Annotated in this window: 19 protein-coding genes; 4 read left to right on the top strand and 15 right to left on the bottom strand. The window is 72.8% G+C overall.

Features of this window, described 5'->3' with window-relative positions; translation table 11 throughout:
• Positions 1–22: 22 nt before the first annotated feature.
• Complete coding sequence (locus ABD361_RS08535) at positions 23–1,156, top strand: TDT family transporter (RefSeq protein ID WP_344434233.1); 1,134 nt, start codon at positions 23–25, stop codon at positions 1,154–1,156.
• On the opposite strand, the gene ABD361_RS08540 is transcribed toward ABD361_RS08535, so the two are convergent.
• The 3 genes from ABD361_RS08540 to ABD361_RS08550 are packed head-to-tail and all read right to left on the bottom strand — an operon-like array spanning position 1,083 to position 4,750.
• A complete protein-coding gene (locus tag ABD361_RS08540) occupies positions 1,083–1,832 on the bottom strand; it encodes a helical backbone metal receptor (protein WP_344434234.1) in 750 nt (249 codons plus the stop codon). The two genes, ABD361_RS08535 and ABD361_RS08540, sit on opposite strands and share 74 nt — an antisense overlap.
• A 31-nt stretch (positions 1,833–1,863) precedes the next feature.
• Positions 1,864–3,675 (bottom strand): ABC transporter permease/substrate binding protein, encoded by a 1,812-nt coding sequence (locus ABD361_RS08545; RefSeq protein ID WP_344434235.1) that lies wholly within the window; start codon positions 3,673–3,675, stop codon positions 1,864–1,866.
• Positions 3,668–4,750, bottom strand: a complete 1,083-nt coding sequence (locus tag ABD361_RS08550; protein ID WP_344434236.1) for a quaternary amine ABC transporter ATP-binding protein — start codon at positions 4,748–4,750, stop codon at positions 3,668–3,670. Before ABD361_RS08550 ends, ABD361_RS08545 begins: the two co-directional genes overlap by 8 nt.
• A gap of 157 nt (positions 4,751–4,907) precedes the next feature.
• On the opposite strand from ABD361_RS08550, the gene ABD361_RS08555 reads away from it, so the two are divergent.
• The gene (locus tag ABD361_RS08555; protein ID WP_344434237.1) at positions 4,908–5,831 is read left to right on the top strand and encodes a 5'-3' exonuclease; all 924 of its coding nucleotides are present in this window, start codon (positions 4,908–4,910) and stop codon (positions 5,829–5,831) included.
• Positions 5,832–5,893: 62 nt separating this feature from the next.
• Positions 5,894–6,736 carry a siderophore-interacting protein gene (locus ABD361_RS08560; RefSeq protein WP_344434238.1) on the top strand — a complete coding sequence of 281 codons (843 nt, stop codon included), beginning with the start codon at positions 5,894–5,896 and terminating at the stop codon, positions 6,734–6,736.
• Between the two features lie 150 nt (positions 6,737–6,886).
• Here the strand turns inward: ABD361_RS08560 and ABD361_RS08565 are convergent, their stop codons facing one another.
• The 12 genes from ABD361_RS08565 to ABD361_RS08620 all read right to left on the bottom strand — a co-directional run bounded on the left by ABD361_RS08565 (position 6,887) and on the right by ABD361_RS08620 (position 19,068).
• Positions 6,887–9,703, bottom strand: a complete 2,817-nt coding sequence (locus ABD361_RS08565; protein ID WP_344434239.1) for a DEAD/DEAH box helicase — start codon at positions 9,701–9,703, stop codon at positions 6,887–6,889.
• A gap of 43 nt (positions 9,704–9,746) precedes the next feature.
• Positions 9,747–10,640, bottom strand: coding sequence for a diacylglycerol kinase (locus tag ABD361_RS08570; RefSeq protein ID WP_344434240.1), 894 nt, complete (start codon positions 10,638–10,640; stop codon positions 9,747–9,749).
• Positions 10,641–10,702: 62 nt separating this feature from the next.
• Positions 10,703–11,617 carry a twin-arginine translocase subunit TatC gene (gene tatC / locus ABD361_RS08575; protein ID WP_486387904.1) on the bottom strand — a complete coding sequence of 305 codons (915 nt, stop codon included), beginning with the start codon at positions 11,615–11,617 and terminating at the stop codon, positions 10,703–10,705.
• Between the two features lie 62 nt (positions 11,618–11,679).
• Complete coding sequence (tatA, locus tag ABD361_RS08580) at positions 11,680–11,961, bottom strand: Sec-independent protein translocase subunit TatA (RefSeq protein WP_344434241.1); 282 nt, start codon at positions 11,959–11,961, stop codon at positions 11,680–11,682.
• A gap of 216 nt (positions 11,962–12,177) precedes the next feature.
• The gene (locus tag ABD361_RS08585; protein ID WP_344434242.1) at positions 12,178–12,384 is read right to left on the bottom strand and encodes a hypothetical protein; all 207 of its coding nucleotides are present in this window, start codon (positions 12,382–12,384) and stop codon (positions 12,178–12,180) included.
• A gap of 53 nt (positions 12,385–12,437) precedes the next feature.
• Complete coding sequence (locus tag ABD361_RS08590; RefSeq protein WP_344434243.1) at positions 12,438–12,677, bottom strand: hypothetical protein; 240 nt, start codon at positions 12,675–12,677, stop codon at positions 12,438–12,440.
• 53 nt (positions 12,678–12,730) lie between these two features.
• Entirely contained in the window at positions 12,731–13,693 is a 963-nt protein-coding gene (locus ABD361_RS08595; protein WP_344434244.1) for a helix-turn-helix transcriptional regulator, read from the bottom strand.
• Positions 13,694–13,713: 20 nt separating this feature from the next.
• Complete coding sequence (locus ABD361_RS08600) at positions 13,714–14,691, bottom strand: helix-turn-helix transcriptional regulator (protein WP_344434245.1); 978 nt, start codon at positions 14,689–14,691, stop codon at positions 13,714–13,716.
• Between the two features lie 117 nt (positions 14,692–14,808).
• Positions 14,809–15,183 (bottom strand): FKBP-type peptidyl-prolyl cis-trans isomerase, encoded by a 375-nt coding sequence (locus tag ABD361_RS08605; protein WP_344434246.1) that lies wholly within the window; start codon positions 15,181–15,183, stop codon positions 14,809–14,811.
• 97 nt (positions 15,184–15,280) lie between these two features.
• Positions 15,281–16,279 (bottom strand): FKBP-type peptidyl-prolyl cis-trans isomerase, encoded by a 999-nt coding sequence (locus tag ABD361_RS08610; protein ID WP_344434248.1) that lies wholly within the window; start codon positions 16,277–16,279, stop codon positions 15,281–15,283.
• 149 nt (positions 16,280–16,428) lie between these two features.
• Positions 16,429–17,790 (bottom strand): Pup--protein ligase, encoded by a 1,362-nt coding sequence (gene pafA, locus ABD361_RS08615; protein WP_344434250.1) that lies wholly within the window; start codon positions 17,788–17,790, stop codon positions 16,429–16,431.
• A 9-nt stretch (positions 17,791–17,799) separates the two neighbouring features.
• Complete coding sequence (locus tag ABD361_RS08620; protein WP_344434251.1) at positions 17,800–19,068, bottom strand: MFS transporter; 1,269 nt, start codon at positions 19,066–19,068, stop codon at positions 17,800–17,802.
• Positions 19,069–19,192: 124 nt separating this feature from the next.
• Here ABD361_RS08620 and ABD361_RS08625 point away from each other — a divergent pair, with 124 nt between their 5' ends.
• Positions 19,193–20,227, top strand: a complete 1,035-nt coding sequence (locus tag ABD361_RS08625) for a LacI family DNA-binding transcriptional regulator (protein ID WP_344434252.1) — start codon at positions 19,193–19,195, stop codon at positions 20,225–20,227.
• Positions 20,228–20,330 lie beyond the last annotated feature (103 nt).

Consider the following 20,330-nt stretch of genomic DNA (forward strand, 5'->3'; position numbering starts at 1 on the left):
TCGCACCGATCACCGTGGAACCATGAGCACCGAAGCCCCTGCCAGTCCGAGCAGCCCCATACGTCACCTCGGCCCCAATTGGTACGCCACCGTCATGGGCACGGCGATCGTCGCCTCGGCCGGCGCGGCCCTGCCGGTGACCGTGCCCGGCCTGCGGGGCGCGTGCGAGGCGGTGTGGGCCCTGGCCGCGCTGCTGCTGCTCGCCCTCCTCGCCGCCCGCGCCCTGCACTGGGCGCACCACCCCGACCAGGCCAGGCGGCACCTGGGCGATGCGGCCGTCGCCCCCTTCTACGGCTGCCTGGCGATGGCCCTGCTCGCGGTGGGCGGCAGCACGCTCTCGGTCGGCACGTCCGTCATCGGCGAGAGCGCGGCCGTCGCCGCCGACGCCGTGCTGTGGACGGCCGGCACCGTCGTCGGCCTGGCCGCCGCGGCCGCGATCCCGTACCTGATGGTGACCCGGCACAAGATCACCCCCGGTGACGCCTCCCCCGTGTGGCTGCTGCCGGTCGTCGCGCCCATGGTCTCCGCCGCCCTGGGTCCCGCGCTCGTGGCGCACCTGCCCGCCGGCCAGTGGCGCGAGGCGCTGCTGCTGGGCTGCTACGGGCTGTTCGGCATGAGCCTGCTGGCGACGCTGCTGATCCTGCCGCTGCTCTTCGCCCGGCTCGTCCACCACGGCCCGCTGCCGCTGGCGCTGACGCCGGCCCTGTTCCTGGTCCTGGGCCCGCTGGGGCAGTCCACGACCGCCGTGAACGCCGTCGCCGCCGCCGCGCCGGGCGTCGTCGCCGAGCCGTACGCGCAGGCCATGGCCGGCTTCGCCGTGCTCTACGGCATGCCCGTCATCGGGTTCGCCCTGCTGTGGCTCGCGCTGGCCGCCGCCATGGTCGTCCGGGCCGCCCGCCGGGGCATGGGCTTCACGATGACGTGGTGGGCCTTCACCTTCCCCGTCGGCACCTGCGTGACGGGCAGCGCCGCGCTGGCCCACCGCACCGGGCTGACCGCCCTGACCTGGCTGGCTGTGGGGCTGTACGCGCTGCTGGTGAGCGCCTGGGCGGTCGCCGGGGTCCGTACCGCGGCCGGGCTGGTCAGCGGCCGGCTGCTCGCAGCGCCGCGCCCAGCACCCGCGGCGCCGCTGCGAGAGATGGCCCGTACCACGTGAGGTGACGGCCGCTGACGAGCGCCGACGGCAGCCCGGGGAAGCACTCCGGGCCGTCGTCGGCGCCGAAGCGGTACGGCTCGTCGGGCAGGACGACGAGCCGCGCGCCGCAGGCGTTGAGTTCGTCCAGGGGCATGCGCGGGTAGCGCTCGGCGTGGCCGGCGTGGACGTTGGCGACGCCGAGGCGGGCGAGGACGTCGCCGGCGAAGGTGTCCCGGCCCAGCACCATCCACGGGCGGCGCCAGACGGGGACGACGGCCGGCACGGGCGGCCCGGCGGGCCGCAGGTCGTGCCAGGCGTCGCGGGCCTCCTCCAGCCAGGCGGGCCGAGCGAGCCCGCAGCCGCGCACCAGGACCCGCTCCAGCTCTGTGAACGCCTGCTCCAGCGTGCGGATCTCGGTGACCAGCACGTCGAGCCCGGCGGCGCGCAGCGCGCCGAGGTCGGGGGCGCGGTTCTCCTCCTCGTTGGCGAGGACGAGGTCGGGGGCGAGCGCAATGATGCGGGCGACGTCGGGGTTCTTGGTGCCGCCGACGCGCACCACGTCGAGGCCGGCGGGGTGTTCGCACCAGTCGGTGGCGCCCACGAGCAGCCCGGGGGCCGTGGTGGCCACGGCCTCGGTCAGCGAGGGCACCAGGGAGACGACGCGGCGTACGGCGGGGCGGCCGCTCGACGAGCTCACCGCCCCACCGTACGCCCGTTCGCCCGGTGCGTCAGGCGCCGGCCGGTGCCATCTTGTCCAGCAGGCCCGGGTGGGCGTCGAGCCAGCGGCCGGCGGACTGCTTCTCCTTGCCCTTGCCGCCCTTTTGGATCTCGGCCTCCAAGGAGGCGAGGTCCTTCTCGGACATCTTGAAGTCCTTCACCCACTGCGCGATGCGCGGGAAGTCCTTGGCGAAGTCCTTCTTGCCGACGGCGTGGATCTGCTCGCCCTGCCCCCAGGCGCCCTTGGGGTCCTTGAGCTTCTTCAGGTCGTAGGTGCCGTAGGCCCAGTGCGGCGACCACAGGGTGGTGACGATGGGCTCCTTCTTCTTCAGGGCCCGGTCGAGCTCGGCGAGCATCGTGGAGGTGGAGGACGAGACGACCTTGTACTCCCCCTCCAGGCCGTACTCCTTCAGCACCTTGTCGTTCAGCTTGCCCATCATGCCGGCGCTGGACTCGATGCCCACGATCTTCCCGCCGAACTCCCCGCTCCTGCCCTTCAGATCGGCCAGGGAGTTCACGTCCTTGACGTACGAGGGCACGGTCAGCTCCAGCGACGTGGGCCCGTACCAGGTGCCGAGGTCGCTGAGCCTGTCGCCGTAGCGCTCCATGTACTGCTGGTGCGTGGTGGGCAGCCAGGAGTCGAACTGCACGTCCATCTGCCCCTGCGCCAGGGCGGTGTAGAGCGGGCCCGGGTCGAGCTGCTTGACCTCGGGCTTGTAGCCGCGCGCCTCCAGGACGTTCTGCCACAGGTAGGTGGCGGCGACGGCCTCGTCCCAGGGGAAGTAGCCGAGCCGGACCTTCTGGCCCCGGCCGACGTTCGCGCCGGCGGCCACGGCCTGCTTGTCGCCGCCCTCGACGATGCGCATGCCGCCCGCGACGAGCGCGAGGACGACGACGCCGACGGCCGCGACGGCGGTGGCCGGGCGGTGGGCCAGGACGCGGGAGGCGACCGGGCCGCGCGCGGTGGCCGCGGCCTTGGCGGAGGCGCGGCGGCCCAGGCGGGAGACCCGGGTGCCCAGCGCGCCGGTCATCCGGTCCAGGTACATGGCCAGGACCACGACGGCCAGACCGGACTCGACGCCACCGCCGATGTCGACCTGGGTCACCGCCGCGTACACGGCCTCGCCCAGGCCGCCGGCGCCCGCCATGCCGGCGATGACGACCATGGACAGGGCCAGCATGATGACCTGGTTGACGCCCGCCATGATGGTGGGCACGGCCAGCGGCAGCTGGACGCGCAGAAGGGTGTGGCGCGGCGTGGTGCCGAACGCCGTGGCCGCCTCGACGAGTTCGCCGTCGACCTGGCGGATGCCCAGCTCCGTCATCCGCACGCCGGGCGGCATGGAGAAGACGATGGTGGCGATCAGGCCGGGGATCGGCCCGATGGAGAAGAACATCACGCCCGGGATCAGGTAGACGAAGGCGGGCATCGTCTGCATGACGTCCAGGACGGGCCGCAGCACCCCGCCGACCCGGCGGTCGCGGGCCGCCCAGATGCCCAGCGGCACGGCCACGGCCAGCGTGATGACGCTGGCGACGAGCACGAGCGCGAGGGTGGCGGTCGCCTCGTGCCACAGGCCGAAGGAGTCGACGAGGGCGAGTCCGGCGAAGGCGAGGACGGCGGCGAGCAGGCCGCGCAGCCACCAGGCGAGGACGGCGAGGATGCCGGCGGTCAGCAGGGGCTGGGGGGCGCCGAGGACGGCGTTGACCCCGTCGTACATGCCGGTCAGCACGGTGTTGACGGCGTCGAAGAGCCAGGAGAGGTGGTTCTGCAGCCAGCCGACGGCGCTCTCCGCCCAGCCGCCGAGATCGATCCTAGGCACCGGCCGTCACCTCCTGCTGCTCGCGGGGCGCGGCAGGCGTGGCGGCCCCCGGCTGCGGCCGCGGCTGGTCGCCGAGGGCGGCCAGCAGGCCGTCGCGGGTGACGACGCCGGCGGGCGCGCCGTCCTCGCCGGTGACGGCGACGGGCGCCTCACCGTGGGAGAGGGCGGCGAACAGCTCGGCGACGGGCGTGTCGGCGGTGACGGTGGCGGCCGCCCCGGCGGACCGGCCGGCGGCCGGCTCCATGACGGAGCCGGCGGTCAGCACGCGGGAGCGGTCGACGTCCTGGATGAAGGAGGCCACGTAGTCGTTGGCGGGCCGCACGAGGATGTCCTCGGCCGTGCCGTTCTGCACGATGCGCCCGTCGCGCATCACCGCGATGCGGTCGCCCAGGCGCATGGCCTCGTTGAGGTCGTGGGTGATGAAGACAATGGTCTTCTTCAGCCGCTTCTGCAGGTCCAGCAGCTGGTCCTGCATGTCGCGGCGGATGAGGGGGTCCAGGGCGCTGAAGGACTCGTCCATCAGCAGCAGGTCGGCGTCGGTGGCCAGCGCCCGGGCCAGGCCCACGCGCTGCTGCATGCCGCCGGACAGCTCGTCGGGCCAGGAGCTCTCCCAGCCCCCCAGGCCGGCCAGCTCCAGCGCCTCGGCGGCGCGGGCCTCGCGCTCCTCGCGGGCCACGCCGCGCACCTCCAGGCCGTAGGCGGCGTTCTCCAGCACGCTGCGGTGCGGGAAGAGGGCGAAGTGCTGGAAGACCATGCTGATGTGGCGCGAGCGCACCTCGCGCAGCTCGCGCGGGGAGAGCGAGGTCAGGTCCTGGCCGTCGTACAGGACGCTGCCGGCCGTCGGGTCGAGCAGACCGTTGAGCATGCGCAGCAGCGTGGACTTGCCGGAGCCGGAGAGCCCCATCACCACGAAGATCTGGCCGGCCTCGACCTCGAAGGACGCGTCGATGACGGCTGCGGTGGCGCCGTCGGCGCGCAGCTCGTCCCGGTCGGCGCCGCCCTCGAGTCGGCGGACGGCGGCTTCGGGTCGTCTGCCGAACACCTTGTACAGATGCTCGGCCTTCAGCCTGGACACATAAACCTCTCGGATCGAACTCAGACTCCAGCGGTCCCCCCGGTCGCACGAGCCACTCCGGCCTCGCGCCTGCCCCGGGTCATTCAGGGCAAACGGAACCGTGAGCCACTTCACATGCCGGAGCCCTGTTGTCGGTGGCGTGCGGCATCATCGATCCGTGACGCGACGCCTGATGCTCCTGGACACCGCCTCGCTGTACTTCCGCGCCTACTTCGGCGTGCCGGAGTCGGTGAAGGCCCCCGACGGCACGCCCGTGAACGCGGTGCGCGGCCTGCTCGACTTCATCGCCCGCCTGGTGGCCGACCACCGGCCCGACGACCTGGTCGCCTGCATGGACTTCGACTGGCGCCCCCAGTGGCGGGTCGAGCTGATCCCCTCCTACAAGGCGCACCGCGTGGCGGAGGAGGTCGAGGGCGGCCCGGACGAGGAGGAGACGCCCGACACGCTCTCCCCGCAGGTCCCGGTCATCGACGCCGTGCTGGACGCGATCGGCATCGCGCGCGTGGGGGCCGTGGGGTACGAGGCGGACGACGTGATCGGCACCCTCGCGGCACGGGCGGCAGGTCCGGTCGACATCGTCACCGGCGACCGCGACCTCTTCCAGCTCGTGGACGACCGGCGCGGCGTGCGGGTGCTCTACCCGGTCAAGGGCGTGGGCACCCTGCAGACGGTGGACGAGGCGCTGCTGCGCGAGAAGTACGGCGTGGACGGGCCCGGCTACGCCGACCTCGCCCTGCTGCGCGGCGACCCCAGCGACGGCCTGCCGGGCGTGCCCGGCGTCGGCGAGAAGACGGCGGCCAAGCTGCTGGCCTCCTTCGGCGACCTGGCGGGCATCCTCGCCGCGGTCGGCGACCCCGCGGCGAAGCTGACCCCGGCGCAGCGCAAGCGGCTGACGGAGGCCGCGCCGTACCTCGCGGTGGCGCCGAAGGTGGTGCGGGTGGCCTCCGACGTGCCGCTGGCGCCCTTCGACGCGGCGCTGCCGACCGCGCCGCGCGACGGGCGGGCCGTGGGCGAGCTGGCGGAGCGCTGGGGGCTGGGGGGTTCGCTGCAGCGACTGCTGACGACGCTCGAACAGTGTTAGGTTAGGTAGACCTAACTCATATCTGACGTTTCAGACGTCTCAGGGGATCAGGGGAGACAGCCGTGGCAGAGCGTCCCGCACGCAGGAAAGCACACGTCCACCGGGCCCACGTGGTGCGCACCGAGCGGCTGACGCCGCACATGGTCCGCGTCGTCCTGGGCGGCGAGGGCCTCGCCGGCTTCGGCGCCGGCGCATACACCGACCACTACGTCAAGCTGCTCTTCCCCGTCCCCGGAGTCGCCTACCCCGAGCCGCTCGACATGGAGGCCGTGCGCCGCGACTTCCCGCGCGACCAGTGGCCGCGCACCCGCACCTACACCGTGCGCTCCTTCGACCACGCGGCGCGCGAGCTGGTCATCGACTTCGTCGTCCACGGCGACGAGGGCCTGGCCGGCCCCTGGGCGCTGCGGGCACGGCCGGGCGAGGAGGTGCTGTTCCTCGGCCCCGGCGGCGCCTACGCCCCCGACCCCGCCGCGGACTGGCACCTGCTGGCCGGCGACGAGAGCGCCCTGCCGGCCATCGCCGCCACGCTGGAACGCATGCCGGCCGGGGCCCGCGTCCGGGCCCTGGTGGAGGTCGCCGACGCCACCGAGGAGCAGCCCCTCGACCTGCCCGACGGCATCGCGGTCACCTGGCTGCACCGCGACGGCGCACCGGTGGGCGAAGCCCTGGTGCGGGCGGTGCGCGCGATGGACTTCCCCGCGGGCGACGCCCACGTCTTCGTCCACGGCGAGGCCGGATTCGTCAAGGAACTGCGCCGGCACCTGCGCATGGAGCGCGGCGTGCCGCGCGAACGGCTGTCCATCTCCGGCTACTGGCGGCGCGGCCACGACGAGGACGGCTGGCAGGCCTCCAAGCGCGAATGGAACCAGCAGGTGGAGGCCGAGCAGGAAGCCGCGGCCTGACGGCGGCGGCGGACGGGCTGACTTTGTCAGCCCGTCCGGCGATTGAGGACACCGGGCGCAGCCCGGTCCGGGGGTGCTAGGGGGCGCAGCCCCGCTAGGAAACGGTGAAAGGGCGGGACCGGGGCACAGCCGCCCGCAGGGCGGGCGGCATCAGCCCACCGACGAGTACGCCACAACCCCACGCAGCAGCCCGTCCACCGCGCGCCGCGCGTTCCGCGCAACCCCGCTGCCCTCCGGCGCCGCCGCCGCGATCTGCCCGAGCACGTCGATGAGCTGCTTGGACCAGCGCACGAAGTCCCCCGCCGGCATGTCGATTTCGCGCAGGACTTCGTCGAGGCCGTGGCCGGAGGCCCACCGGTAGGCGGGCCAGGCGAAGCCGAGGTCGGGTTCGCGCTGGCCTACGCCTTCGGCCTGGTTGATGCGGTGTTGTTCTTCGAGGGCGTCGAGCCGGCCCCAGATGCGGACCATTTCGCCGAGGGCGTCCTTGGCGGGGCCGCCGGGGAGCTTGGGCGGGGCCGCGTCGTCGGCGACGCGTGCCTCGTAGACGAGGGCGGAGGCACAGGCGGCGAGTTCGGCGGGCTGCAGGCCCTCCCAGACGCCTTCGCGCAGGCATTCGGAGGCGAGCAGGTCGAGTTCGCCGTAGAGGCGGGCGAGGCGGCGGCCGTCCTGGGTGACTTCGTCGCCGCGCAGGTAGCCCAGCTCGGTCAGGAGCGCGCAGATCCGGTCGAAGGTGCGCGCGATGGTGTTGGTGCGGCCTTCGATGCGCCGCTGCAGCTGCTGGGTGTCGCGCTGCAGCCGCTGGTAGCGCTCGGCCCAGCGGGCGTGGTCCTCGCGCTCGTCGCAGCCGTGGCAGGGGTGGCGGCGGATCTCGGCGCGCAGCCGGGTGATCTCGGTGTCGTCGGCGGCCGCGGCGCGCTGCTTGCGGTGCCGGTCGGGGACGATGTGCCCGGCCTTGGTGCGCAGGGCGGAGGCGAGGTCGCGCCGCGACTGGGGGCTGCGGGCGTTGAAGGAGCGCGGGATGCGCATGCGCTCGATGGGTTCGACGGGGACGGGGAAGTCGATGGGCGCGAGCCGCTTGACCTGGCGTTCGGCGGTCAGGACGAGGGGGCGGGGCCCGTCGTAGTGGTCGAAGCCGCGCTGGCGGTCGGTGCGGCCGGGGGCGACCCCGGGGTCGAGCACGAGGGCCAGGCCCGCGTACTTGCCGGTGGGCACGTGGATGACGTCGCCGGGCTTGAGGCGCTCCAGTGCGGCGGCCGCCTGGGCGCGGCGCTGGGCGGCGCCCTGCTTGGCGAGCTCGTTCTCGCGTTCCTTGAGCTCGCGGCGCAGCCGGGCGTACTCGTGGAAGTCGCCGAGGTGGCATTCGACGGCCTCGCGGTAGCCGGCCAGGCCCTCCTCGTTGCGCTGGACCTGCCGGGAGATGCCGACGACCGACTTGTCCGCCTGGAACTGGGCGAAGGAGGTCTCCAGCAGCTCCCGGGAGCGGTGCCGGCCGTACTGGGAGACGAGGTTGACCGCCATGTTGTAGGACGGCTTGAAGCTGGAGCGCAGCGGGTAGGTGCGGGTGCCGGCGAGGCCGGCGAGGGCGGCCGGGTCCATGGCGCGCTGCCACAGGACGACGGCGTGGCCCTCGACGTCGATGCCGCGCCGCCCGGCGCGGCCGGTGAGCTGGGTGTATTCGCCGGGGGTGATGTCGGCGTGCTGCTCGCCGTTCCACTTCACGAGCTTTTCCAGCACGACCGAGCGGGCGGGCATGTTGATGCCGAGGGCGAGGGTCTCGGTGGCGAAGACGGCCTTGACGAGGCCCTTGACGAACAGCTCCTCGACGACCTCCTTGAAGGTCGGCAGCATGCCCGCGTGGTGGGCGGCGATGCCGCGCTCCAGGCCCTCCAGCCACTCGAAGTAGCCGAGGACGTGCAGGTCCTCGTCGGGGATGGCGGCGGTGCGCTCCTCGACGATGGCGCGCACCTTGGCGCGGGCCTCGGTGTCGTTCAGGCGCAGCCCGGCGTACAGGCACTGCTGGACGGCGGCCTCGCAGCCGGCGCGGCTGAAGATGAAGGTGATGGCGGGCAGCAGGCCCTCGGCGTCGAGCCGCTCGATGACCTCGACCCGGCTGGGCGTCCAGATGCGGGTGCGCTGGCGGCGCTCGCGTTCGCGGTCGGCGTCGCGCAGGGCGCGGGCGCGGCGGCCGGCGGCGAAGGGGCGGCCGTTCTCCATGCGGGCCAGGCGCACCAGGTCGGGGTTGACCTCGCGGCGGCCGCGGCCGCCGTCGGGGCCGGTCTTCTCCTGGAACAGGTCGTACATCCGGCGGCCGGCGAGGACGTGCTGCCACAGCGGCACGGGCCGGTGCTCGGAGACGATCACCTCGGTGTCGCCGCGCACGGTGTCGAGCCAGTCGCCGAACTCCTCGGCGTTGGAGACGGTGGCGGACAGGGAGACCAGGGTGACGGACTCGGGGAGGTGGATGATGACCTCCTCCCACACCGCGCCGCGGAAGCGGTCGGAGAGGTAGTGCACCTCGTCCATGACCACGTAGCCGAGGCCGACGAGGGTCTGGGATCCCGCGTAGAGCATGTTGCGCAGGACCTCGGTGGTCATCACGATCACCGGCGCGTCGGGGTTGACGCTGTTGTCACCGGTGAGCAGGCCGACCTTGGCGGGCCCGTAACGGGCCACGAGGTCGTTGTACTTCTGGTTCGACAGGGCCTTGATCGGCGTCGTGTAGAAGCACTTGCGGCCCTGCGTCAGGGCCAGGTGGACGGCGAATTCGCCGACGATGGTCTTGCCGGAGCCGGTCGGCGCGGCGACCAGCACTCCCTTGCCGGCTTCGAGGGCCTTGCAGGCCTCTATCTGGAAGGGGTCCAGCTCGAAGTCGTACATCTCGCGGAAGGGGGCGAGTGCGGTGGCCTGCTCGGCGGCGCGCTGCCGCGCAAGGGCGTAGCGCTCAGCAGGGGACATGTCCTCGGTCATCTTGATGACGAGCCTACCGGCCGCCTGTGACAGCCACCGATCTTTACCGGGCTCCCAGCAGCCGCACGGCGGCCGGGACGATCTTGGCGGTCAGTGGCAGCGGGCCGAGGGGTTCGCCGTCGGCCCAGCCGGTGATGCCCTCGGCGGTCAGGGTCACGCGCGAGGCCCGGTGGACGGTGACGCTGCGGTGGCCGAGGTGGGTGCCGCGGTAGACCTTGGGGAAGACCCGCAGCAGCGTGGAGCGGCTGCAGGGGCCGACGACGGTGACGTCGAAGAGGCCGTCGTCGATGCGGGCGCCCGCGCAGATGCGCATGCCGCCGCCGTAGGAGGCCCCGTTGCCCACGGCGACGAGGGTGGCCTCCAGCTGCTGCTCGGGGCCGTCGTCGAGGCGGATGCGGTACGGGACGGGGCGCAGCGCGGCGAGCTCGGCGAGCAGGGCGGCGTCGTAGCGCAGCCGGCCGGTGGGGAAGCGCATGCGGTTGCCGCGGTCGTTGACGCGGGAGTCGAAGCCGGAGGCGAGGACGGTGCCGAACCAGGTGGCGCCGACCCGGCCGAGGTCGACGGGGCGGCCGCCGTCGCCCTTGAGGGAGGCGGCGACGAGGCGGCCGGCGGCGGCCGGGTCGCGTACGGGCAGGCCGGCGGCGCGGGCGAAGTCGTTGCCGGTGCCGACGGCGACGACGCCGAGCGGGGTGGGGGTGCCGGCGACGGCCTGCAGGGCGAGGGAGACCATGCCGTCCCCGCCGACGGCGATCAGCGCGCCGGTGCCCCCGGCGACCGCCTCCTTGGCCCGGGTCAGGGCGTCGGGGGCGTCGTGGCCCACGACGGTGCGCACGTGGAAGCCGGCCTCGCGCAGGGCGCGGGCGGCGGGCAGGGCGGCGCGGGCGCCGCGCCCGCGGCCGGCGGTGGGGTTGACGAAGAGCGTGATGTCGCTGGTCACCCGGCGGACCCTACCGGTAGGTAGGGTCCGCCGGGTGGCCCGGAGCACATGCCGGGGGGTGCTTACGTCGCGTCGTCGTAGCCCGCGTGCTGCTTGGACTGGCCCGGCAGGCTCTCCATCGGCTCGGACTCGATGGACTGCGGGGTCAGGTCGAGCGGGGCCGCCTCGTCGTCGTCGAGCAGCCGGTCGGGGTTGCGGGCCTCGCGGCGCTTGTCGTTGAGCATGGAGAAGCCGACCGCACCGAAGTAGAGAATGATGATCGGGACGGCCAGGATGCACATCCCGAAGGGGTCGGTGCTGGGGGTGGCGACCGCGCCGAAGACGAAGACGCCCATGACGACGCCGCGCCATGCCTTGGCCATGCTCCGGCCGCTCAGTATGCCGACGAGGTTGAGCATGACCAGCAGCAGCGGCAGCTCGAAGGCCAGGCCGAAGACGAGGATCATACGGACGCTGAAGTCCAGGATGTCGTCGAGGGCGAGCGTGTTCGCGGCGGAGTCGGGTGTGACGCTCAGCAGCACCTTCATGCTGGTGGGCATGATCAGGTACGCCAGGTAGGCGCCGGCGAGGAAGAGCGGCACCGCCGTCGAGACGAAGGCGACCGTGTACTTCTTCTCGTTCTTGTGCAGGCCGGGGGCGAGGAACGCCCACAGCTGGTAGAGCCAGATGGGGGCGGAGAAGGTGACGCCCACCAGGAGGCAGACCTTCACGATGGTCGTGAAGGGCGACATCAGGTTGCCGAACAGGAGCACGGCGCAGTTGCCGCCGTGGCTCTGGGACAGATCACGGCTGGGGCACTGGGGCACGGGGCTCGCCAGGAAGTCCATGATCTGCTTGTTGTAGAACGCCGCGACGACGGCGACCACGACGATGCCCAGCACGGCCTTGGCCAGCCGGTTGCGCAGCTCGCGCAGGTGCTCCGCGAGCGGCATCCGCCCCTCGGGGTCCTTCTCCTTCTTGCGGGCAGACTTGAGCAACCCACGTCCCTATCTCGTGCGACTGACGGGCGCCCGCGGCGTCCGTCCCGGTCTGTCCTGGGTCAGCGCTGGGTCGTACGGTCGGTGGGCTCGCTCACCGGGCGGGAGGTGACGTCACCGGGGGCCGCCTTGATCGTACGGGGGGCGGACTCGCCGGCCGGCGGGTCGGCGGGGGCGGCGGCGGTGTCCGTGCTCTCCGCCTTCATCGCCTTGGCCTCGCTCTTGAGGATGCGGGCCGACTTGCCGAGCGAGCGCGCCATGTCGGGGAGCTTCTTCGCACCGAACAGCAGGACGATGACGACGAGCAGAAGGATGATCTCGGGCGCTCCGAGCCGTCCGAACATAAGCGTGTACCTTCTCACCGAAGCGGGTGTGGGTGGGGCCGGCCGACTGATCGGACATTTGTCGCTCAGTCGTACGGCAGGGATCGTAACGCGCAGGGGTAAACGCTCGGCAATCCCTGTGCATACTCCCGGTCGCGGCCCTCCGCCTCTCCACAGGGCCGGTCCGACCAGCGTACCGGCGGCCGGCCGCGGCCCGGCTCTGCGGCTGCTCACCGGCTACTCACCGGGCACGCCGCGACCGCCCTGCGCGGCCAGGGGTGCGGCCGATCGCTCCAGCTCCTCCGCGGCCCGGGTGATGTTCCGTGTGGCCTGCGCCACCTGCCGGGCGAGCCGCCGGGTCTCCACGAAGACGCGGGCGGTGAGGACCGCCAGCACGGCGAGTCCGCAGAAGCCGAGGGCGATGGCGAGCATGGGCCAGAACATGGAACGAGCCTATCGAGGGGGATCGGAAACAGACGGAAACGGCCGGAAAGCGGTCATGCCGTGACGTGCAGCCGCAGCGTCCGCACCCCGCCGCCCACGAGCAGCTCGACGATCCGCTCACCGGCGGGCTTGCGGACCGAGGAGCCGCACTCGGGGCAGGTGAAGGAGTAGAACGTGGTCCGGTCGCTGGCACCGATCGCCAGCCGCAGCGCGCCCGCACCCAGCTCGAACCGGCCCCGGCAGTCGGGGCACGCCGCCTTGAAGACCGCGGCCGGTGCCGTCGCGTCCCTCATCTGACCTGATCCTTCCCCTGGCACAGCTGTCCCCGGCACGATCCGGCTCACCGTCACTCTCCGTATGCCACCAGCGCCTCGCGGGCGGCCTCCCGGGCGCTGCCGGCCAGCGCCTCGGGCGAGACGATCCGCCCGTCCCGGCCCAGGCGCAGCGCCAGGCGCCGCAGGGAGGCCGGGTCGGGGGTGCGCAGCGTGATCCGCAGGCCGCCGTCGGGCAGCTCCTCGGCGCTGTCGTGCGGGTAGTACTCGGCGACCCAGCGGCCGCCCGGGCCGACCTCGACGACGACCTCGGGGTCCTCGGCGGCCGGCTGGACGAGCCCCTCGGACAGGTCGCGCAGCTCCACCGGCGGCGGGTCGGAGTGCTCCTCCAGCAGCCGGATCTCCGCCACCCGGTCGAGGCGGAAGGTGCGCCTGGCCTCGGACAGCCGGCACCAGGCCTCCATGTAGGTGTGACCCACGACGAACAGCCGGATCGGGTCCACCTCGCGCTCGGTCAGCTCGTCGCGCGCCGGCGAGTAGTAGCGGATCCACACCCGGCGCCGCTCGGAGATGGCCCGGTCGAGGTCGGCGAAGACGCCGCCCTCGGACTCGAAGCTCACCGACAGCCGGGAGCTGGCGCCCGCCGCCTCGCCGGCGGCGGCCTCCACCTTGGCGGTGGCCCGCAGCAGGGCCTGCCGGTCGCTCTCGCGCAGCCCCGGCAGGGTGGCCACGGCCCGGGCGGCCACCAGCAGCGCGGTGGCCTCGTCGGCGGCCAGCCGCAGCGGCTCGCCGGCGGAGGTGCCCGAGGCGTCGGGGTTGTGCCACCAGATGCGGTCGCCGTCGGTGTCGATGTCCAGCAGGTCGCCGCCGCGGAAGCTGGTGCCGCACATGGGCAGCACGTCCAGGTCGCCGATCAGCTCGTCCTCGGTGATGCCGAAGGCGCGGGCCACGTCGGCGACGCGGGCGCCGGGGCGTTCCCTCAGGTAGGTGACCAGGGACAGCATCCGGCGCGTCTGGTCAATGGCGTTTCCGGCCATCAGGGTTCGTCCCGTTCCTCTCAGCCCTTGGCGACGGCGCGCAGCCGGTCGATCACGTCCGAGCGCAGCTCGGCCGGTTCCAGCACGATCACGTCGGGCCCGAACTCCACCAGCCAGGCGTCCAGGCCGTGCCCGTAGGGGATCTCCAGCTCGTCCCAGCCGTCGCCCAGCTCGCGGGTGGCGGTGGCGCGGGCGCGCAGCGGGTAGCCGTGGCCGGCGCGCACCTTGATGCGGGCGGTGCCGGTGGCCGTCTCCCCCGCCCAGGCCTCGACGGTGCTGCGGACGGTGACGTGGTCGGGCACCGGCGCGGTGAAGGCCAGGGCGCGCGAACGCACCCGGCCGGTGATGCGGGAGAGCCGGAAGACGCGCTCGGCCCCCCGGTCGCGGTCGTAGCCGGCCAGGTACCAGTGGCCGCGCCAGCACTCCAGCGCCCACGGCTCGACCTGCCGCTGCTCGGGGCGGGCGGCGTTGGCCTTGCGGTAGTCGAAGACGACGACGCGGCGGTCCCGGGCGGCGAGCATCAGCGGCTCGAACGCGGCCTCGTGCACCGGAATGCGGGTCTCCAGCGCGCCGGCGCCCACCGGGTCCTCGGCCAGCGGCATGCCGGCCGCGCGCAGCTTCTGCAGCGCGCCGCTGGCGGCGCCGGCCAGCCGGGCCTGCTGCCACACCTTGGCGGCCAGCCCCAGGGCGGCGGCCTCCTCGACGTCGAGGGTGATGGGGGGCAGGCGGTTGCTGTCGCGGCGGGCGAGGTAGCCGATCTCACCGTCGAGGCCCTCGACGGTGTCGATGATCAGTCCCAGCTCGCGCAGGTCGTCCTTGTCCCGCTCGAACATCCGGTTGAAGGCGTCGTCGCCCGCGGCCCCGCCCCCGGCGGCCTCGCCGCCGGCGAGGATGTACGCCTCGATCGAGCCGCGCAACTCCGCCTTGGTGAGCGGGCGGCGCGCGCCCAGCAGGCACAGCGCCAGGCTCATCAACCGCTCGGCCTTGGCAATCGCCATCGACGCCCTCTCTACTTGTTCTCTCAACCGTTGACCGTACCGCTCGCGGCTCGTACGACAAAAGCCGAGGGCCCGTGCCAGGCAGGCACGGGCCCTCGGCCTTCGTCAGTGGTGTCCTCAGACGCCCATCAGGTCGCAAACGAAGATCAGCGTCTCGCCCGGGGCGATCACGCCGGCGCCGGCGCCGCGGTCGCCGTAGGCGAGGTGCGCGGGGATGACCAGCTTGCGGCGGCCACCGACCTTCATGCCCTGGATGCCCTTGTCCCAGCCCTCGATGACCTGGCCGGCGCCCAGCTTGAACTCCAGCGGACGGCCGCGGTTCCAGCTCGCGTCGAACTCCTCGCCGGTGGACCAGGCCACGCCCACGTAGTGGACCTTGACGAAGTCGCCGGCCTTGGCGACGGCACCGTCGCCCTCCCAGATCTCGGTGATCTCCAGGTCGGCCGGAACGTCGCCCTCGGGGAAGTCGATCTCGGGCTTGTCGATGTTCACGAATGTGCTCCTACGAAGGATTCTTGCTGGCAACCGCGCAATTCTGGCAGATGCCGATCGGAAGGCCGAAACCTTGCGATGGCCCGGCGGCGTGGCCTCAGACCTTGCCGACGATGTCGACCACGAAGACGAGGGTGTTCTTGTCCAGGCCGCTCTGCGGCTGGCCCTCGTAGCCGAACTTCGGCGGGATCACCAGCTCGACCCTGTCCCCCACGTGCTTGCCGACCAAGCCCTTGTCCCAGCCCTGCACCACCGAGCCGGTGCCGATCTGGAAGGCGGTGGCACCCGCGTGGTCCCAGGAGGAGTCGAACTTCTTGCCGTCCTCCCACTTCACGCCCGTGTACTGGGCGATCAGGCCGTCCCCGGCCTTGATCTCCGGGCCGGTGCCCTTGATCAGCACCTGCTCCTTGAGGTCCGTGGGCGGCTTCTCGCCCGAGGGGATGGTGATGGTCGCGGCCTTCTGCGGCTCCGCCTTGACCTCCGGCATGCCGGCCTCGGGCTTGGCCTGCTCGCCCTTGGCCTCGCTCTTGGTGTCCACCTTCTGCGCACCGACGACGTCGATGACCCACACCAGGCCGTCCTCGGGGCTGACCCCGGACTGCGGGTTGAGCTGGTCGCCGATGAGCGCCTTGGCGGTGCCCTCCACCTCGATGCGCGAGCCGGCCTTCTTGCCGACCACGGCCTCCAGCACCTTGGCGGGCATCTCCTGGCTGGGCTGGCCCAGCTGCGTCACCAGCTGGCGGCGCGGACCGGGGGCGGCACTCGCGCTCGCGCTCGCACCGGACTTCTCCTGGGTGGCCCAGGTGCCGCCGAGGGGCTTGTTGTCCTTCATCGTCTGCCCGGCGAAGTCGAGCCGGACGAAGGAGTTCTTCTCCGCCTTCGTGCCCGAGCCCTCGGTGAGGACCGTGACGACCATCTTGTCGGACGGCTTGGCGTCCTTGGGGACGGAGATCTCGGGCTTCTCCCCGAACTTCCCCTGGACCGTCACCTTGGCATTGGAGGACTTGTCCTCCGACCCGCACGCCGCGGCGGTCAGCAGCAGGACGGGGACGGCCAACGCCGCGGCGAGGCGACGCGCGTTCTTCGTGTGGTTCATGAAGTCCAACTCGGGCTGATAGGGGTCGGTCGGGCAATGTGCCGTCACTCTACGGCCTGCCCGCCGCCGATCAACCCCGTCCGACACGGATGTGCGCCGGGTCCGGTGAACCCGGCGCACACACGTGCCCTTCACGAGAGATCGGACCCTCACATTCCGGCGATGAGCTTCTCCACCCGGTCGTCGACGGAACGGAACGGGTCCTTGCACAGCACCGTGCGCTGGGCCTGGTCGTTGAGCTTCAGGTGCACCCAGTCGACCGTGAAGTCCCGGCGCTGCTCCTGGGCCCGGCGGATGAAGTCGCCGCGCAGCCGGGCCCGGGTGGTCTGCGGGGGCACCGACTTGCCCTCGAAGATGCGGACGTCGTTGCACACCCTCGCCGCCTGGCCGCGCTTCTCCAGCAGGTAGTACAGCCCCCGGCGGCGGTGGATGTCGTGGTACGCCAGGTCTATCTGGGCCACCCTCGGATGCGACATGGTGATGTTGTTCTTGGTGCGGTAGCGCTCGATGAGCTGGTACTTCATCACCCAGTCGATCTCGGTGGCGATGCGGTCGAGCTGCTCGTCGCGGATGGCCTCCAGCGAGCGCCCCCACAGCTCCAGCACCCGCTCGACGGTGCCGGTGCGGATGCCGCGGCGCTCGCAGAAGTCGACGGCCTTCTCGTAGTACTCCTGCTGGACCTCCAGCGCCGAGGCCTCCCGGCCGCTGGCCAGGCGGACCTTGCGGCGCCCGGTGATGTCGTGGCTGACCTCGCGGATGGCCCGGATCGGGTTCTCCAGCGTCAGGTCGCGCATCACGGTGCCCGCCTCGATCATGCGCAGCACCAGGTCGGTGGCGCCCACCTTGAGCAGCATGGTCGTCTCGGACATGTTGGAGTCGCCGACGATCACGTGCAGCCGGCGGTAGCGCTCGGCGTCGGCGTGCGGCTCGTCGCGCGTGTTGATGATCGGCCGTGAGCGGGTGGTGGCGGAGCTGACGCCCTCCCAGATGTGCTCGGCGCGCTGGCTGACGCAGTAGACCGCACCGCGCGGGGTCTGCAGCACCTTGCCCGCGCCGCACAGCAGCTGCCGGGTGACCAGGAACGGGATGAGGATGTCCGCAAGACGCGAGAACTCCCCGTGCCGCGCGACGAGGTAGTTCTCGTGGCAGCCGTAGGAGTTCCCGGCGGAGTCGGTGTTGTTCTTGAAGAGATAGACGTCGCCCGCGATGCCTTCCTCGTGCAGGCGGCGTTCGGCGTCGACGAGGAGACCTTCGAGGATGCGCTCGCCCGCCTTGTCGTGGGTGACCAGCTCGATCACGTTGTCGCACTCCGGAGTGGCATATTCCGGGTGCGATCCCACATCCAGGTAGAGACGGGCGCCGTTGCGCAGGAAGACATTGCTGCTGCGGCCCCAGGAAACGACACGACGGAAGAGGTACCGCGCCACTTCGTCAGGGGACAGTCGGCGCTGTCCTCTGAAGGTGCACGTGACGCCGTACTCGTTCTCCAGCCCGAAAATGCGGCGGTCCATGCCTGAACATTACGCCTGATGCCCTGCGCTGAAACCGGGTTCGACCGCACCGTTCCGATCATTTTCCGACCGCGCGACCACGGTCGAGGGCACCTCGGGAGCCCGCAGGGAGCGCCGGGCGCACAGCAGCACCACCAGGGCAGCGGCCCCGCCGCCGACGGCGACCAGGAAGCCCGAGCGGACCCCGGCGTGCTGCAGCACCGGGCCGGCGACGGCGGTGCCGATGGCCGCGCCCACGCCGAAGGAGGTGACCAGCCAGGAGAACGCCTCCGTCACGGTGCCGCGCAGCGCGTGCCGGTCGACCACCACGAAGGCGCAGGCCAGGCAGGGCGCCAGGAAGACGCCGGCGACACCGGCGAGCACGACCATCGGCCAGACACCCGGCATCAGCAGCAGCGGGACGTACCCCGCGGCGAGGCCGGTCACCAGCACCCGCAGCCGCTGCTCGGGGCTGCCGGGCCACTCCCGGGCGCCGTAGACGGTGCCGCCGATCAGGGCGCCCACGCCCAGCGCGGAGAGGATCCAGCCGGCGGCGTCGCCGTTGTGGTGGGCGTCGCCGTAGGCCACGGCGGCCACCGCGATGGAGCCGAGCGCGGAGCCGATGAAGAAGAAGGTGCCCAGCAGCACCAGCAGGCCGCGCGAGCGCAGGGCGCCCAGCCAGTGGGCGTCACGGGGCTCGCTGCGCCACTGCCGCGAGGGCGGCGAGGTGACGACGGCGAGCGCGCCCAGGGCGCCGAGCGCGTTGATCACGTACAGCGCGCCGGCCTCGGACCAGCAGGAGACCAGCCAGGTGATCAGCAGCGGCCCGACGACGTACATCACTTCCTGGGCGATGGCGTCGAGGGAGTACGCGGCGTGGATGCGGTCCTGGCTCTTGAGGACGGACGGCCACAGCGCCCGCAGGCCGCCCTCCAGGGGCGGCGTGAAGAAGCCGGCGACGATCACGGCCGCGTAGACCACCGGCAGCGGCTCCAGGCCGACGGCGGCGAAGAGCGACATGCCGAGCGCGGCCAGCAGGGCCGACGGCAGCAGGACCCGCGGCTGGCCGTGCAGGTCGACGGCCCGGCCCAGCAGGGGCTGGCCGACGGCGTTGGCCACGCCGTAGACGGCCGACAGGACGCTGGCGAGGGTGTAGCTGCCGCCCTCGGCGCGCACGAACAGCACGATCGCGAGCGCCGCGGTGGCGTTCGGGAGCCGGCCCACGAGGGTGCCGGTGAGCAGTCGCGCCGCGTGCCGCGTCTTGAGCATGTCGACGTAACCGCCGCCCGCCGCCGCCATGGTCCGCCTTTCGTCTTGATCGTTCTCGTTTTACGTATAACTAGACTAGTTATACGTACCATGACGCCAGCCCGCGGGTCCACCCGCGCGGCGGCACGGCAGCAGCGAGAGGGGCGCAGCACCGGTGACGGACGTCGACGCGGGACGGGGCCGGCAGGCGGGGGTCACCCGTACCACCAGCCGGGACGTGGCACGGGCCGCCGGGGTCTCCCAGGCCACCGTCTCGCTCGTGATGGGCGACAAGTGGCGCGGCCGGGTCTCCGAGCGCACCGCCGCCGCCGTGCGCGACGCCGCCCGCGAGCTCGGCTACCGGCCCAACCTCGCCGCCCGCAACCTGCGGCTGGGCCGCACCCGCACCGCCCTGCTGGTGGTGCCGGCCCTGACCAACGAATTCTTCGCCCGCGTCCACGCCGGGGCGGCACGGGCCGCCGCCGAACACGGCATCGGCGTGCTGCTCTACCCCTCCCCCGAGGGTACCGGCAGGGCCCGCGACCCCTTCGCCTCCGCGCGGGCCGCCCTGGACGGGGTGATCGCCTCCTCCATGGCGGCCGAGGCACTGACCGACCTGCGCGAGGGCGGACTGCCGCTGGTCATGCTCGACAGCGACCCCTCCCGGCCGGAGGCCGCCGCGACCGTCAACCCCGACATCGCCGACGGCATGCGCCAGGTGGCCGACCATCTGCTGGCCCTGGGACACCGGCGCTTCGCCCACATCGCGGCCGACGTGGACTCGTGGACCTTCCGGGTACGGGCGCGCACCCTGGCCGAGCACGTGGGCGCGGCCGGCGCGCAGGTCGTACGGACCGAGCGGGCGCCCCTGGAGGTCGACGCGGGCCGGGCGGCCGCCGAGCGCGCCCTCGCCGCGGGGCCGACGGCCCTGGTGTGCGACGGGGACGTGCTCGCGGCGGGCGCGTGCAAGGCCGCCCGGCGGCTCGGGCTGCGCGTGCCCGCCGACGTCTCGGTGACCGGCTTCGACGACCTGGCCCTGGCCCGGGCGGTCGAGCCCGAGCTGACGACCGTCCGGCTGCCCGCGGAGCGGGTGGGCGAGGCGGGCCTGCGGGCGCTGGTGGCGGTGCTGGAGGGCCGTGCGGCGGCGCCGGAAACACTGCCGGTGCGGCTGATGCCGCGCGCGTCATCGGGGGCGGCCACCGCCCCGTAGGGGCGCGGGGAACTGCGCGATCGGCCGCCGACGGCCCGCAGCCGACGCACGGCCCTCATCTGCGGGCACGTCGTGGCTTGTCGCGCAGTTCCCCGCGCCCCTA

Origin of the sequence: Streptomyces luteosporeus, from assembly GCF_039532865.1 — a bacterium.
GTDB lineage: Bacteria > Actinomycetota > Actinomycetes > Streptomycetales > Streptomycetaceae > Streptomyces > Streptomyces luteosporeus.

Coding starts and splice junctions, on each gene's coding strand:
- ABD361_RS08610 (WP_344434248.1), bottom strand. CDS start 16,279: ATGAACCACACGAAGAACGCGCGTCGCCTCGCCGCGGCGTTGGCCGTC.
- ABD361_RS08565 (WP_344434239.1), bottom strand. CDS start 9,703: ATGACCGAGGACATGTCCCCTGCTGAGCGCTACGCCCTTGCGCGGCAG.
- ABD361_RS08600 (WP_344434245.1), bottom strand. CDS start 14,691: ATGGCGATTGCCAAGGCCGAGCGGTTGATGAGCCTGGCGCTGTGCCTG.
- ABD361_RS08585 (WP_344434242.1), bottom strand. CDS start 12,384: ATGTTCTGGCCCATGCTCGCCATCGCCCTCGGCTTCTGCGGACTCGCC.
- tatA (WP_344434241.1), bottom strand. CDS start 11,961: ATGTTCGGACGGCTCGGAGCGCCCGAGATCATCCTTCTGCTCGTCGTC.
- ABD361_RS08620 (WP_344434251.1), bottom strand. CDS start 19,068: ATGGCGGCGGCGGGCGGCGGTTACGTCGACATGCTCAAGACGCGGCAC.
- ABD361_RS08595 (WP_344434244.1), bottom strand. CDS start 13,693: ATGGCCGGAAACGCCATTGACCAGACGCGCCGGATGCTGTCCCTGGTC.
- ABD361_RS08535 (WP_344434233.1), top strand. CDS start 23: ATGAGCACCGAAGCCCCTGCCAGTCCGAGCAGCCCCATACGTCACCTC.
- pafA (WP_344434250.1), bottom strand. CDS start 17,790: ATGGACCGCCGCATTTTCGGGCTGGAGAACGAGTACGGCGTCACGTGC.
- ABD361_RS08590 (WP_344434243.1), bottom strand. CDS start 12,677: ATGAGGGACGCGACGGCACCGGCCGCGGTCTTCAAGGCGGCGTGCCCC.